We start from the raw sequence: 14,515 nt of genomic DNA, 5'->3' as shown, positions 1-14,515 counted from the left end.
GATTTCAGGTACTGCATCGATGAGACATGCTGCTGCCGGATGCAGTTTAACGTTTAGCGTCTGGTGTATTTTGTTTTACCGCAGATAAATGCTGTTTGAGTAAATCCTCAGGCGGCGGTGGTATTTGTAAATAATAGCCCTGCTCGGTTAGTGCCTGTTTTACTTTTTCAAGATCGGCATTAACCAGTTTTTTACGACCATCAAGCGGTAAAATCATTGCCAGCTTTGGCTGACCAAATCCTTTCATCAGTTCTTCAGGAACACGCGAGAAATCGTCTTTTTTTTCGACATATAAATAGGTCTGGTCACGTTTGCTGCTTCGGTAGATCACACAAAACATATCTTTTACTCTGAATTCACGGAATGGTGGCTTGCCTCAATATAATACTGACTATAACATGCCTTATAGTCTTCGGAATATCACCCCGCACTGGGGATGATAATAGCAAATTGAGTAAGGCCAGGATGTCAAACACGCCAATCGAGCTTAAAGGCAGTAGCTTCACCTTATCAGTGGTTCACTTACATGAAGCAGAACCCGAGGTTATTCGTCAGGCGTTGGAAGACAAAATCGCGCAGGCACCTGCATTTTTAAAACATGCTCCCGTGGTGATCAACGTGAGTGGCCTTGAAAGCCCGGTAAACTGGTCGGCGCTGCAAAAAGTCATCACGTCCACGGGTCTGCGCATTATTGGTGTTAGCGGATGCAAGGATGCAAAACTTAAGGCAGAAATCGACGAAATGGGGCTTCCTTTACTGACAGAAGGTAAAGAAAAAGCCATTCGTTCCGCACCTGTTGAAGCTCCGGCACCTGCCGCACCGCCGCAAAACGTTACTCCCATCACAAAAACACGATTAATAAATGTACCGGTTCGTTCCGGTCAGCGCATTTATGCTCCACAATGTGATCTGATTGTTACAAGTCACGTCAGTGCGGGCGCAGAGCTTATCGCTGATGGCAATATTCACGTTTATGGCATGATGAGAGGCCGTGCTCTGGCGGGCGCAAGCGGCGATCGGGAAGCGCAAATTTTCTGTACCCACCTGACGGCAGAACTGGTGTCTATCGCAGGTGTTTATTGGCTGAGTGATAAAATCCCAGCAGAATTTTATGGCAAAGCGGCACGTCTGCAATTGGCAGAGAACGCTTTGACAGTTCAACCGTTGAATTGATCCCTTTTTAACAAGGAATTTCTATGGCACGCATTATTGTTGTTACTTCGGGTAAAGGGGGCGTTGGCAAAACCACCTCCAGCGCGGCCATCGCTACAGGTTTGGCCCAGAAGGGAAAGAAAACAGTCGTTATTGATTTTGATATCGGCCTGCGTAACCTTGATTTGATTATGGGTTGTGAACGTCGCGTCGTTTATGACTTCGTCAACGTTATTCAGGGCGATGCGTCGTTAAATCAGGCGTTGATCAAAGATAAACGTACCGAAAATCTCTTTATTCTTCCGGCCTCACAGACTCGTGATAAAGACGCGCTGACCCGTGAAGGCGTCGCGAAAGTTCTGGACGATCTGAAAGCGATGGATTTTGACTTCATCGTCTGCGACTCCCCGGCGGGTATTGAGACCGGCGCGCTGATGGCCCTGTATTTTGCCGACGAAGCCATTATTACCACCAACCCGGAAGTGTCTTCTGTACGTGACTCTGACCGTATTCTGGGTATTCTGGCGTCGAAATCTCGTCGCGCTGAAAATGGCGAAGATCCGATTAAAGAGCATCTGCTGCTTACGCGCTATAACCCTGGCCGCGTAAATAAAGGTGACATGCTCAGCATGGAAGACGTACTGGAAATTCTGCGAATCAAGCTGGTTGGCGTGATTCCTGAAGATCAGTCAGTCCTGCGCGCGTCTAACCAGGGTGAGCCGGTTATTCTCGACATCAATGCTGATGCCGGCAAAGCCTATGCTGATACCGTAGACCGTCTGTTGGGAGAAGAACGTCCTTTCCGCTTCATTGAAGAAGAGAAGAAAGGTTTCCTCAAACGCCTGTTCGGAGGATAAGTTATGGCATTACTGGATTTTTTTCTCTCGCGGAAAAAGAGCACAGCGAACATCGCTAAAGAGCGACTGCAGATTATTGTTGCGGAACGTCGTCGTAGTGACGCAGAGCCGCATTATTTACCGCAGTTGAGGAAAGATATTCTCGACGTTATCTGTAAGTATGTACAAATTGATCCTGAAATGGTCACCGTACAGCTTGAACAAAAAGACGGCGATATTTCTATCCTCGAACTTAACGTGACTTTACCTGAAGCAGAAGAGTCTAAATAGCGTCTTTTGTAAATGAGTCATGGTTGAAAAAAGGCAGATTATTCTGCCTTTTTTATTTTTGATCGTAGTCCAGGCTGCGCCCCATTTATTCCAAACCGAACTTCGGGTAGTTCTCAGCAAAATAGCGACGTAAGTACTCCACGGTAATACGGATCTTTGCTGACGTCGCCAGACGTGACACATAAACAGCCCAAATATTTGCTGGTTGATAATAGTCAGGCAATATATGAACCAGATGCCCACTGGCGATGTTATCGCAGACATCCCACCATGAACGTAGCGCAATCCCCTGACCATCCACACACCATTGGTGAACAACTTCGCCATGATTGGAGGAGAGCGGCCCCGTCACCTTGATCGAGTGCACGCCCTCTTTGTTACGCATTTGCCAGATGCCAAATGGATGATCGCGCTCTTTAATCACCAGGCAGGGCAACGTGGACAGATCGTTCAGTTGTTTCGGTGTACCGTGCTGCGCCACAAACTCGGGTGATGCGCATAATATTCGATAATTGGTCGCCAGCTTACGTGCAATCAAATTGGGTGCAATATCATCCCCGATACGAATATCAAGATCGACACCTTCATTAACCAGATCGACTAACCGATCCTCAACGTCAAACCGCAACTCCAGCTGCGGATACTCTTTTGCCAGCGCTGACAACGCTGGAGCCACGACACGGCGACCAAATCCAAAGCTGCTGATAATACGTAACATCCCCTGCGGGATCTGCCGGACATCAGACAGCTCATCCATCATCTGATCCACATCCTGCAGGATCCGCTGGGCCCATTCGTAGATCCGTTCCCCTTCCTCCGTGATGGTGACACGCCGTGTTGTACGGTGTAACAACACCACGTTCAGTGTCTGTTCCAGCAACGCAACACGCTTGCTGATAAAAGCGGGTGAAACGCCTAGCTCCTCAGCAACCGCGGCAAAACCCGCGCGGCGGGCAACCAGCATAAAGACGCGTAAATCATTTAACAGCGGCAGATTATTCATGATCTGTGTTTTATGTTTCACCAGTTGGAGGGATTAACTATTAATCAGTCAATTATAGGATAAGGGGAAAGTCAATTTTGATGGCGTACAAGTGAGAGCTGCTATGAAGAAAACCTGTCGTATTGCCGCTATCCCCGGAGATGGCATTGGTAAAGAAGTCCTGCCTGAAGGCATTCATGTGTTACAGGCAGCCGCCGAACGCTGGGACCTGTCGCTCAGCTTTGAGCAAATGGAATGGGCCAGCTGCGAGTACTATACGCATCACGGCAAGATGATGCCGGATGACTGGCATGAACAGTTGAAATCCTTCGACGCTATCTACTTTGGTGCCGTCGGCTGGCCGGACACTGTACCGGATCACATCTCACTATGGGGCTCGTTACTCAAGTTTCGTCGTGAGTTCGATCAATACGTCAACCTGCGTCCGGTACGCCTGTTTCCTGGTGTTCCTTGCCCATTGGCGGGCAAGAAACCCGGCGACATTGATTTCTACGTTGTGCGTGAAAATACCGAAGGCGAGTATTCATCACTGGGCGGGCGCGTAAGCGAGGGTACCGAACATGAAGTGGTCATTCAGGAGTCGGTCTTCACGCGTCGTGGCGTTGATCGCATTTTGCGTTACGCGTTTGAACTGGCACAGAGCCGTCCGCGTAAAACGCTGACCTCGGCCACTAAATCAAACGGCCTGGCCATCAGCATGCCTTACTGGGATGAACGCGTTGAAGCAATGGCCGCCCAGTACCCTGAAATCCGCTGGGATAAACAGCATATCGATATTCTGTGCGCCCGTTTTGTCATGCAACCGGAGCGTTTTGATGTGGTGGTCGCCTCTAACCTGTTTGGCGACATCCTGTCCGATTTAGGGCCAGCCTGCACTGGCACGATTGGCATTGCCCCCTCGGCAAACTTAAATCCGCAACGAACCTTCCCATCGTTGTTCGAACCGGTCCACGGTTCGGCCCCTGATATCTACGGCAAGAATATTGCGAACCCAATTGCCACCATCTGGGCTGGTGCGATGATGCTGGATTTCCTTGGCAACGGCGATGCGAATTATCAGGCCGCCCACGATGGCATTCTGGCTGCGATTGAACAGGTGATTGCCAGCGGCCCTAAAACGCCGGACATGAAAGGCAATGCCACCACGCAACAGGTAGGTGACGCTATCTGCCGGGCACTACGTTAGAGGTCAAACCACGAAATATGAACCGCGTCACTGACGCGGTTTTTTTATGTGTCCTGTGCGTCAAATAACCTGCGTGAATTCACTTTTTATTATTTCCGTTCCGTGTTTTATTGCTTCACGCATCAGGCAATTGTTTAATTCATGTAAAGAACAAATAATAAAATTGTTAAATACGAAGCGACAAAATCTTACCCTACAGCATGATAACAACGACAGGCTAATGCCAAACGCGGGCGACTATGCCCAGGAGATCATCCATGTTGAGCAACGTAAAGAAAAAAGATGTGCCACTGATAGCCATCAGCCTGGTGGCTATTCTTTTTATCGCCGCCACACTCAGTCTCTTCCCTCAGCAGTCTGCACAAGTAGCGAATACCATTTTTAACGGCGTCACTCGCATGCTGGGTTCCGCCGTGCAGATCCTGGTCCTCATGGCTATGGGGCTGGTTGTCTGGCTGGCCACCAGCAAATACGGCAATATTCGCCTCGGTGAAGGTAAAGCAGAATACAGTACCCTTTCCTGGCTGTTTATGTTTATTTGCGCCGGATTAGGCTCCTCCACCCTCTACTGGGGTGTTGCTGAATGGGCCTATTACTACCAAACGCCGGGTCTGAACATCGCCCCACATTCACAAAAAGCGCTGGAATTTAGTCTGCCCTACTCCTTTTTCCATTGGGGGATCAGCGCGTGGGCGACCTACACACTGGCCTCGTTAACCATGGCCTACCATTTCCATGTGCGTAAAAATAAAGGTTTGAGCCTGTCCGGGATAATTGCCGCTATCACCGGCGTTCATCCACAGGGCGTATGGGGAAGACTGGTCGATTTGATGTTCCTGATCGCCACCGTCGGCGCGTTAACCATCTCCCTGGTCGTTACCGCTGCAACCTTCACCCGTGGTTTATCAGCACTTACCGGTTTACCGGATAACTTTACGGTACAAGCCTTTGTGATCCTGTTCTCTGGCGGCATCTTCTGCCTCAGCTCCTGGATTGGCATCAACAATGGTCTGCAACGTCTGAGCAAGATGGTGGGCTGGGGGGCATTTTTACTGCCTTTGGTGGTACTGATTGTCGGCCCAACCGAGTTCATCACCAATAACATCATCAACGCTATCGGCCTGACGACACAAAACTTTTTGCAGATGAGCCTGTTTACCGACCCGCTCGGTAACGGTGAGTTTACCCGCAACTGGACGGTGTTCTACTGGCTGTGGTGGATCTCCTACACCCCGGGTGTTGCTATGTTTGTGACGCGCGTTTCTCGCGGGCGCAAAATCAAAGAGGTTATCTGGGCGTTAATCCTTGGCAGCACCGTCGGCTGTTGGTTCTTCTTCGGGGTGATGGAGAGCTACTCTATCCATCAGTTTGTCAATGGCGTGATTGATATCCCGCAGATCATGGCAACGCAGGGCGGCGAAACGGCGGTGCAGCAGGTACTGATGTCACTGCCTGCCGGGAAGCTGTTCCTGGTCGCGTATCTGGCCATCATGATTATTTTCCTTGCCTCGCATATGGATGCCGTGGCCTACACCATGGCAGCCACCAGCACACGTAACCTACAGGAAGGGGAAGATCCTGAACGAAGCTTACGTTTGTTCTGGTGTGTAGTCATCACATTGATTCCATTATCCATTTTATTCACCGGTGCGTCTCTGGAAACAATGAAGACCACGGTGGTTCTGACCGCCCTTCCCTTCCTCGCCATCCTGTTGGTGAAGGTCGGCGGTTTTCTGCGCTGGGTACGTCAGGACTATGCCCATGTACCTGCTCACCAAATTGAAAGTTATCTTCCCGAAGCACCGGTCGACGCGCCTGTCACGCCACCGGCTGGGACACTACTCAAAGGCGGCAATTAAGCGCCAGTAAAAGAATCCTCTTACTCACAAATTAAAGGTAATCCAATGAGCAATCTGAGCCCTGAGTTTATTCTGCCGCAAAATTTTTGTGCTAATCCGCAGGACGCCTGGACTATCCCGGCACGGTTCTATACCGACCAGCAGGCTTTTGAACACGAACAAGAGAACGTGTTTGCCAAAAGCTGGATTTGTGTTGCCCACAGCAGCGAACTGGCAAAGCCAAATGACTATGTCACGCGTGAAGTGATTGGTGAGAACATCGTGCTGGTGCGTGGTCGCGATAATGTACTGCGCGCATTCTACAACGTCTGCCCGCATCGTGGTCATCAACTGCTGAGCGGCGAAGGGAAAGCCAAAAACGTGATTACCTGCCCCTACCACGCGTGGGCGTTCAAACTTGATGGCAATCTGGCGCATGCGCGTAACTGTGAAAACGTCGCCAACTTTGACAGTGAAAAGGCGCATCTGACACCAGTACGACTCGAAGAATATGCCGGTTTTGTCTTCATCAATATGGACCCGAACGCCGGTAGCGTTGAAGATCAGCTTCCGGGACTGGCAGCCAAAGTCGTCGAGGCCTGCCCTGACGTGCACGATCTGAAACTCGCCGCGCGTTTCACTACCCGCACGCCGGCCAACTGGAAAAATATCGTTGATAACTATCTGGAGTGCTACCACTGCGGTCCGGCCCACCCTGGTTTTTCCGACTCAGTACAGGTTGACCGTTACTGGCATACCATGCACGGCAACTGGACGCTGCAATACGGTTTTGCCAAACCCTCTGAACAGTCATTTAAGTTCGAAGAAGGTGTTGATGCTGCGTTCCACGGCTTCTGGTTGTGGCCGTGCACCATGCTCAACGTCACGCCAATCAAAGGCATGATGACCGTTATTTATGAATTCCCGGTGGATGCAGAAACCACGCTGCAAAACTACGACATCTATTTCACTAATGAAGAGCTGACCGAAGAGCAAAAAGCACTGATCGAATGGTATCGCAATGTCTTCCGCCCTGAGGATTTACGCCTGGTTGAGAGCGTACAAAAAGGTCTGAAATCACGTGGCTATCGTGGACAGGGACGCATTATGGCCGACACCAGCGGTAGCGGAATCTCCGAACATGGCATTGCCCATTTCCATAATCTGGTCGCTCAGGTGTTTCAGGATTAATCCGCGAAGGAGTTCGTCATGACCGTTTTTCAGACTTCACTTTTTCGCCAGCAGGCGTTTATCGCCGGACACTGGTGTGATGCCGATGACAGTAACACGTTGTCAGTCAGCAACCCGGCAACAGGGGCCGTTCTGGGGCAAATTCCCAACATGGGAACGTCAGAGGCGCAACGCGCCATTGATGCCGCATCTCAGGCGCTACCGGCCTGGCGGGCAATGACCGCAGCCCAACGTTCCACGTTGCTTAAAGCCTGGCATCATTTAATTCTCGACAACAAAACGGCGCTGGCGCAAATCATGACCGCCGAGCAGGGCAAGCCGCTGGCTGAGGCGGAAGGAGAGATTGTCTATGCCGCGTCGTTTATTGAGTGGTTTGCCGAGCAGGCTAAACGTACTAATGGCGAGATAATCCCCTCGCCTACGACGGATAAGCGGTTGATGGTGATCCGTCAGGGTATCGGAGTCTGCGCGGCAATTACGCCATGGAACTTCCCTGCGGCAATGATCACCCGCAAAGCCGGTCCCGCGCTGGCCGCAGGTTGTACGATGGTCGTCAAACCGGCCAACGAAACACCGTTTACCGCGCTGGCGCTGGCAGAACTCGCACGTCAGGCCGGTATTCCGGCGGGTGTTATCAATGTCGTGACCGGAAAGTCTCGCGAAATTGGTGCAATGTTTACCGCTGACGATCGCGTACGCAAACTGTCGTTTACCGGCTCTACCGAGGTAGGGCGCGTACTGATGCGTCAGTGTTCCGATTCTATCAAAAAGGTCTCACTGGAGCTGGGCGGCAACGCGCCGTTTATCGTATTTGAGGACGCGGATCTCGACAAAGCCGTTGAAGGCGCGCTGGTGGCTAAATTCCGCAATGCCGGGCAAACCTGCGTTTGCGTGAACCGTTTTTACATTCATCAGGCTGTTTATGACGCGTTTTGTGAGAAATTCGTGGCCCGGGTCGCTACGCTGAAAGTCGGCAACGGTGAGCAACCCGGCGTACAAACCGGTCCGCTGATCAATACCGCTGCCGTCGACAAAGTGCAAGCGCTTCTCGACGACGCGCTGACGCGGGGCGCCACGCTGTTAACCGGGGGGCAACGCCATGCGCTGGGAGGAAACTATTTTACGCCCACCGTCATCGGCAACGTGCAGCCGGGCACGCAGTTGCTCCAGGAAGAGATATTCGGACCGGTCGCCGCGCTGGTGAAGTTTGAAGATGAACAGGATGTGATCCGCCAGGCAAATGACACCATTTATGGACTGGCATCCTACTTCTACAGCAATGATGCCGCGCGCATCTGGCGTGTTTCTGAGCAACTGGAGTATGGCATGGTCGGGATTAATACCGGACTGATCTCGAATGAAGTCGCCCCGTTCGGTGGTGTGAAGCAATCAGGGCTGGGGCGAGAAGGTTCCGAACACGGTATCGAAGATTACCTGGAAATGAAATATCTCTGCCAGGGGCTGTAACGACAGATTCCGGCGTGGAGGGTAACCCGCGCCGGACAGATTTTTTAGGGAGTGCCGCAATGTCTGAATATCAAATGCGAGAAGTTCAGGTCAGTCAGATTGAAACGATTACCGCGCATGTAAAGCGCTTCACCCTAACGGCTGCCTCAGGCGATCTGTTGCCTGCGTTCCAGGGCGGCAGCCATATTATCGTGCAAATGCGCGATGGCGAAAATCTCTATAGCAACGCGTACTCGCTGATGAGCTCGCCGTTGGATACCCGCACCTGGCAAATTGCTGTGCGCCTGGAGGAGAATTCCAAAGGCGGTTCACGATACCTGCATCAGCAGGTCAAACCCGGCGATACGCTGACGATTTCCACGCCCAATAATCTTTTTGCCCTCGAACCGCAGGCGCAAAAGCATCTGTTAATTGCTGGCGGCATTGGTATTACGCCCTTCCTGTCGCAGATCCCGGAACTCGAAAACGCCCAGGCACAGTGGCAGCTACATTACTGTTCACCCAGCCTGGAAAACTGCGCGTTTCATGATGAACTGAAACAGCACCACCAGGCCGATCGCATTCATCTGCATCTTTCGAGCGAAGGCACTCGCCTCGACCTGGCTCGTCTGCTGGCCGATGTAGAACCCGGCACCCACATTTATACCTGCGGCCCGGCCGTGCTTAACGATGCCGTAAGACGCGAGGCCGCCCGCCACGGTCTGGATAACAATACGCTGCATTTTGAGCAATTTGCGCTAGAGGATAAGAGCGGTGATGCGTTCACCCTCGTGCTGGCACGTTCCGGACGTGAGTTTGTCGTTCCGCAAGAGATGACTATTCTGCAGGTTATCGAAAATAACAAAGCTGCCAGAGTCGAGTGTCTGTGCCGTGAAGGCGTGTGCGGTACCTGTGAGACGGCGATTCTTGAAGGGGAAGCGGATCACCGCGATCAATACTTTAGCGACGACGAAAAAGCCAGTCAGCAGAGCATGCTTATCTGCTGTTCACGCGCCAAAGGCAAACGCCTGGTGCTTGATTTGTAGAATTTAACCGACCGGATAAGCGATGGACTATACCCGGTCGGCCTGCTCGCTTACTGCGGATAGTCCAGCAGCAGCGCCCTGAGGCGGTCGGCCATCAGTTCGCCACGCCAACCGGAAATCAGCTCCGGCAGGGACGCCTGCGGCTTTAATTTCCAGTGCCAGTTGAGCAACTGGTTGATTTGACGACGCGAAGCAAGGAGTTCCACGCTAAGATTGTGCTCCGCACTCACGTCGGCCACCAGGGCTTTAATGGCTTTGAATGCCTTGCGATAACCCGGCATATCCATCAGATTCAGCAACGGTTGCGGCAAGGCTTCTTCCGGCATTGCCTGCGCTTTCTCGACCAGTGAAATCAGCGTCTTGCCATGGAAACGAATTTCACTACCTGAGAGACCCAGACTATCCAGTTCCCCCAGACTTCCCGGCATATAGCGGGCAACCGCCCACAGATGTTCTTCGCGCACCACGAAGTTCACTGCCAAATCACGCTCACGCGCTTTGCGCAACCGCCAGTCGGCCAGGAGTTGCAGGCAAGCGAGCTGACGGGTACGCAACTGCCAGGCATTGGTAATTTCTCGCCACGCATCTTCAGGCGCCAGAATTTCCTGACGACGCTGTTGCATCAAACGACATTCGTCCAGCGCAGCGGGCAACCAGCCGGACGCATCGGTTTCTGCCATCAGTTTTGTGGTGATCGGTAATAAATACCAGACATCTGCCGCCGCATACTCGCACTGCCGCTCGGTCAGCGGTCTGGCCAGCCAGTCGGTGCGCGATTCACTTTTATCCAGCGCCACCCCGGTGAACTCTTCCACCATCGCAGCAAAGCCCCACGACAGCGGGCGTCCACAAAAGGCGGCCAGAATCTGGGTATCGATCAGTGGTTGCGGGAGTTCACCAAACGTGTTGAGAAACACTTCCAGGTCTTCACTTCCGGCATGCAGAAATTTAGTGATCGTAGTGTCACGCAGGATATCGCGCAGCGGCGACCAGTCGGTGATCCCAAGCGGGTCAATCAGAGCAACGTGTTTGCCATCAAACAGCTGGATCAGCCCCAACTGCGGGTAGTAGGTACGCGTGCGAACAAATTCTGTATCCAGGGCTATCGCCGGAAATTCACGGACGGCTTCGCACAGCGTGGCTAACGCGTCGTCCGTAGTGATCATTTGATAATTCAAATCGTGCTCTCTTAGGTTTTCGCCAAAAAAAACGCCGGATTATCCGGCGCTTTCTGCTGGCTGTCTTAACGCTCAGCCTTTATTGTCCACTTTGACGCGGGCTTCGTCACGTAATTCTCGTCGCAAAATTTTACCGACGTTAGATTTCGGCAACTCATCACGGAATTCCACCAGTTTCGGAACTTTGTAGCCCGTCAGTTGACGACGGCAAAAAGTAACCAGCGCTTCATCGGTTAACGAAGCATCCTTCTTCACCACAAAGATTTTTACCGCCTCACCGCTACTGCCTGACGGTACGCCGACGGCAGCCACTTCCTGAACGCCGGGGTGCTGCATGACGACATCTTCAATTTCGTTCGGATAAACGTTAAAACCCGACACCAGGATCATATCTTTCTTACGATCGACAATACGCAGGAAGCCTTCGTCGTCCATCACTGCGATATCACCCGTGTGCAACCAGCCATTTTTGACAATTTCATCGGTCGCATCCGGGCGCTGCCAGTAGCCCAGCATCACCTGTGGCCCTTTAACACACAGTTCGCCCGGCTCTCCCGGCGGAACTTCATTATCGTCATCGTCAACCAGTTTGACCTCGGTAGACGGAACCGGTAACCCGATACTGCCGCTATGATAGTCGATATCGTGCGGGTTAACGCTTACCAGTGGAGCACACTCGGTCAGACCATAACCTTCCAGCAGATATTGGCCGGTCAGCTTCACCCAGCGTTCTGCCACCGCCTGCTGAACGGGCATACCGCCCCCAGCAGACAGGTGCAACGACGAAAAGTCCAGTTGCTGGAACTCCTTGTTATTCAGCAATGCGTTAAACAACGTATTGACGCCGGTCATCGCGGTAAACGGGTATTTTGCCAGCTCTTTCACCAACCCCGGAATATCACGCGGGTTAGTGATCAGCAGGTTTTGTCCACCCAGTTCAATAAACAGCAGGCAGTTCATGGTGAGCGCGAAAATGTGGTACAGCGGTAGCGCCGTCACCACCAGCTCTTTACCCGGATGCAGCAACGGTCCGTATGTGGCATTAACCTGTTCCAGGTTAGCCAGCATGTTACGGTGCGTGAGCATTGCGCCTTTCGCCACACCGGTGGTACCACCGGTATACTGCAGGAAAGCCAAATCCTCAGACACGACTTCCGGCTTCACATACTGCATGCGGTAACCGTTTTGCAGCGCACTGCGAAATGAGATGGCATCCGGCAGGTGATATTTTGGCACCAGACGCTTGATATACTTCACGACGAAGTTAACCAGCGTCCCTTTCGCGGTCGACAACTGATCGCCCATACGCGTGAGGATCACGTGTTGAACCGAGGTCTTATCGACCACTTTCTCCAGCGTGTGAGCAAAGTTAGAGACGATGACGATCGCCGAGGCACCGCTATCGTTGAGCTGATGTTCCAGCTCGCGGGGCGTGTACAGCGGGTTAACGTTCACCACAATCATGCCGGCACGTAAAATCCCAAACAGTGCAACGGGATATTGCAACAGGTTGGGCATCATCAGCGCCACGCGATCGCCCTTTTTCAGTCCAAGTCCTTGTTGCAAATAAGCCGCAAATGCCCGACTGCGCTCTTCGAGCTTGCGAAAGGTCATCACCTCCCCCATGTTCATAAACGCAGGCTGATCGGCATAGCGCCTTACTGAGTGTTCGAAGAGTTCCACCAGGGATTGATAACGGTCAGGATTGATCTCCGCGGGAACACCTGCGGGATAACGGTTAAGCCAAACCTTTTTCAATACATCACCTCTAAAATGCGTATTCGTCGTCATCACAACCCCAGGCAATAAACAAACTGTTAACATAATATTAACTCAGCGTACCAGTTTGTTTATTACACAACGACAAGGTTGCGAAGCACGTCACTATTTATTTTTCTTATATCCACGTTAATGCAGAAACAGCGGACGAGCCGCTGTTTCTTTTACCATTAAAACAATGAGTTACTCTGTTACTATGGTCTGAACCTGTGCGGGACCGGGATTGTACCATCCCCATCCGCCGTAGCCACCGTAAGGCCAGCCACGCGCACCGTAGAACCAGGGGTCAATCGGCTGCGGAGGCATCACAATCTGCTGGGTAATATGCCAGCGTTTATAACCGGTTACCTGCATCAGCATGAACTTATACGGTGTACTACCAATTTTTCCGTCCACTGTTCCGCTAATCGGTCCGACTACGGTGACCAGTTGACCACGAAAATCTACCGGGTCGAGGAAGCCGTTAACATCGGCATAAATTCGCCCGCGTGACGCTTCGCCCAGAATCGGTCGTGCCCCGCTGTCGAGCGGCATGGTGGCGATCTCCAGTCGGGATTTCCCTTGCTGGTTTTGAATATCCACCACTTTATCGCCAAAACGTGCTTCTTGTCCGACGTACAACTGCGGCGCATTCATCACCCGCACCAGATCCTGCTGCGGTGTCGGGCTCGAACCTTTAATCGCATCCGGGATGGTGACACAGCCGCTTAGCGATAACGCTAATACGCCTGCCAGTACACCTTTCATTAACTGCTTTTGGACCACCATGTTGCGACTCCCTTTTCTTAGCGCCTGCCCCGGCACGTTCAGACAACTGCACATCGGCGGCTGTTCGTATTAACCGGGGGATTTACTACTAAGATTCATTCTTTACCAGGAAGTTTCTTCCACGCCACGGTGTTACGTAAATAAACCGGTTCAGCATGTTCAACAGCCACGGTCTTGCCGCATGCCAGCATTTGCGTCGCGACAGGCAGCATATCTTCTGCCGCTGGCAGCAATACGTCGCCATCGTTCAGCGTCAGACCACTGTCTTTGCCGAGTTCAGGCCAGGCTGGCCAGCCCGTGCCAACGGTTACCCAGTCGCCAGAAAGCTGCAGCAGGCGATCGTGTACCTGCTCCGGCGTTAACACCGCTTCTGTCTCTTCGCCGCGCCAGACACCATCTTCATCACGCTGATATTCAGCCCAGTACACTTCACCCATACGCGCATCAATCGCTGCCAGCACGCGTGTCGCACCGGATTTACGCCAGGCACCCTGTGCCATTGTCGCCAGAGTAGAAACCCCGATCATCGGTAAATTCGCCCCTAACGCCAGCCCCTGAGCGATACCAATACCGATGCGTACACCGGTGAAACTGCCGGGACCGCGACCAAATGCCAGGGCATCAATATCGGTGAGCGTTAAATCGCCAGCGGCCAGGATATCCTGGACCATCGGCAAAATTCGTTGGGTATGTTCTCGTGGGCAAAGCTCGAAGTGAGCCTTAATAGTACCGTCATTCCACAGGGCAACAGAGCACGCCTCTGTGGCGGTATCGATAGCCAGAATTCGCATGGGTATTTGT

General features: G+C 52.3%; 14 protein-coding genes. 8 read left to right on the top strand and 6 right to left on the bottom strand.

The genetic code is table 11. The features are described from left to right. Positions 1–46 precede the first annotated feature (46 nt). Complete coding sequence (locus tag HV261_RS12970; protein ID WP_137381645.1) at positions 47–340, bottom strand: YcgL domain-containing protein; 294 nt, start codon at positions 338–340, stop codon at positions 47–49. A 125-nt stretch (positions 341–465) separates the two neighbouring features. Between HV261_RS12970 and minC the strand changes: the two genes are divergently transcribed. From minC to minE, 3 genes are read left to right on the top strand one after another with little or no spacing between them, the layout of a single operon-like run. Next, positions 466–1,173 (top strand): septum site-determining protein MinC, encoded by a 708-nt coding sequence (minC, locus tag HV261_RS12965; RefSeq protein ID WP_202039692.1) that lies wholly within the window; start codon positions 466–468, stop codon positions 1,171–1,173. Positions 1,174–1,196: 23 nt separating this feature from the next. Continuing rightward, positions 1,197–2,009, top strand: a complete 813-nt coding sequence (minD, locus tag HV261_RS12960; RefSeq protein WP_005122235.1) for a septum site-determining protein MinD — start codon at positions 1,197–1,199, stop codon at positions 2,007–2,009. Positions 2,010–2,012: 3 nt separating this feature from the next. Beyond that, the gene (gene minE / locus HV261_RS12955) at positions 2,013–2,279 is read left to right on the top strand and encodes a cell division topological specificity factor MinE (RefSeq protein ID WP_003833739.1); all 267 of its coding nucleotides are present in this window, start codon (positions 2,013–2,015) and stop codon (positions 2,277–2,279) included. 85 nt (positions 2,280–2,364) lie between these two features. On the opposite strand, the gene HV261_RS12950 is transcribed toward minE, so the two are convergent. Beyond that, positions 2,365–3,282 carry a LysR family transcriptional regulator gene (locus HV261_RS12950; RefSeq protein ID WP_202038449.1) on the bottom strand — a complete coding sequence of 306 codons (918 nt, stop codon included), beginning with the start codon at positions 3,280–3,282 and terminating at the stop codon, positions 2,365–2,367. 103 nt (positions 3,283–3,385) lie between these two features. Between HV261_RS12950 and HV261_RS12945 the strand changes: the two genes are divergently transcribed. The 5 genes from HV261_RS12945 (at position 3,386) to HV261_RS12925 (ending at position 9,989) form a co-directional block, all read left to right on the top strand. Beyond that, entirely contained in the window at positions 3,386–4,468 is a 1,083-nt protein-coding gene (locus HV261_RS12945) for a tartrate dehydrogenase (protein ID WP_202038448.1), read from the top strand. 257 nt (positions 4,469–4,725) lie between these two features. Then, on the top strand, positions 4,726–6,327 hold the full coding sequence (locus HV261_RS12940) for a BCCT family transporter (RefSeq protein WP_202038447.1): 1,602 nt from the start codon (positions 4,726–4,728) through the stop codon (positions 6,325–6,327). Positions 6,328–6,372: 45 nt separating this feature from the next. Beyond that, positions 6,373–7,497 (top strand): carnitine monooxygenase, oxygenase subunit YeaW, encoded by a 1,125-nt coding sequence (gene yeaW, locus HV261_RS12935; RefSeq protein WP_061068052.1) that lies wholly within the window; start codon positions 6,373–6,375, stop codon positions 7,495–7,497. Positions 7,498–7,515: 18 nt separating this feature from the next. After that, positions 7,516–8,964 (top strand): NAD-dependent succinate-semialdehyde dehydrogenase, encoded by a 1,449-nt coding sequence (locus HV261_RS12930; protein WP_202038446.1) that lies wholly within the window; start codon positions 7,516–7,518, stop codon positions 8,962–8,964. Positions 8,965–9,023: 59 nt separating this feature from the next. Then, positions 9,024–9,989, top strand: a complete 966-nt coding sequence (locus HV261_RS12925) for a PDR/VanB family oxidoreductase (RefSeq protein ID WP_202038445.1) — start codon at positions 9,024–9,026, stop codon at positions 9,987–9,989. 50 nt (positions 9,990–10,039) lie between these two features. Here HV261_RS12925 and rnd read toward each other — a convergent pair whose 3' ends face one another. From rnd to tsaB, 4 genes are all read right to left on the bottom strand, one after another. Further along, on the bottom strand, positions 10,040–11,155 hold the full coding sequence (rnd, locus tag HV261_RS12920; RefSeq protein WP_202038444.1) for a ribonuclease D: 1,116 nt from the start codon (positions 11,153–11,155) through the stop codon (positions 10,040–10,042). Between the two features lie 84 nt (positions 11,156–11,239). Beyond that, entirely contained in the window at positions 11,240–12,925 is a 1,686-nt protein-coding gene (gene fadD / locus HV261_RS12915) for a long-chain-fatty-acid--CoA ligase FadD (protein ID WP_202038443.1), read from the bottom strand. Between the two features lie 204 nt (positions 12,926–13,129). Next, positions 13,130–13,714, bottom strand: a complete 585-nt coding sequence (locus tag HV261_RS12910) for a Slp family lipoprotein (protein WP_202038442.1) — start codon at positions 13,712–13,714, stop codon at positions 13,130–13,132. 95 nt (positions 13,715–13,809) lie between these two features. Then, a complete protein-coding gene (tsaB, locus tag HV261_RS12905; RefSeq protein WP_202038441.1) occupies positions 13,810–14,505 on the bottom strand; it encodes a tRNA (adenosine(37)-N6)-threonylcarbamoyltransferase complex dimerization subunit type 1 TsaB in 696 nt (231 codons plus the stop codon). Positions 14,506–14,515: the final 10 nt, after the last annotated feature.

Source organism: Citrobacter sp. RHBSTW-00671 (assembly GCF_014103415.1).
In the GTDB taxonomy this organism is placed as follows: domain Bacteria; phylum Pseudomonadota; class Gammaproteobacteria; order Enterobacterales; family Enterobacteriaceae; genus Citrobacter.
Note: the sequence above shows the minus strand (reverse complement) of the source record. Positions and strands in the feature narration are given on the sequence as shown.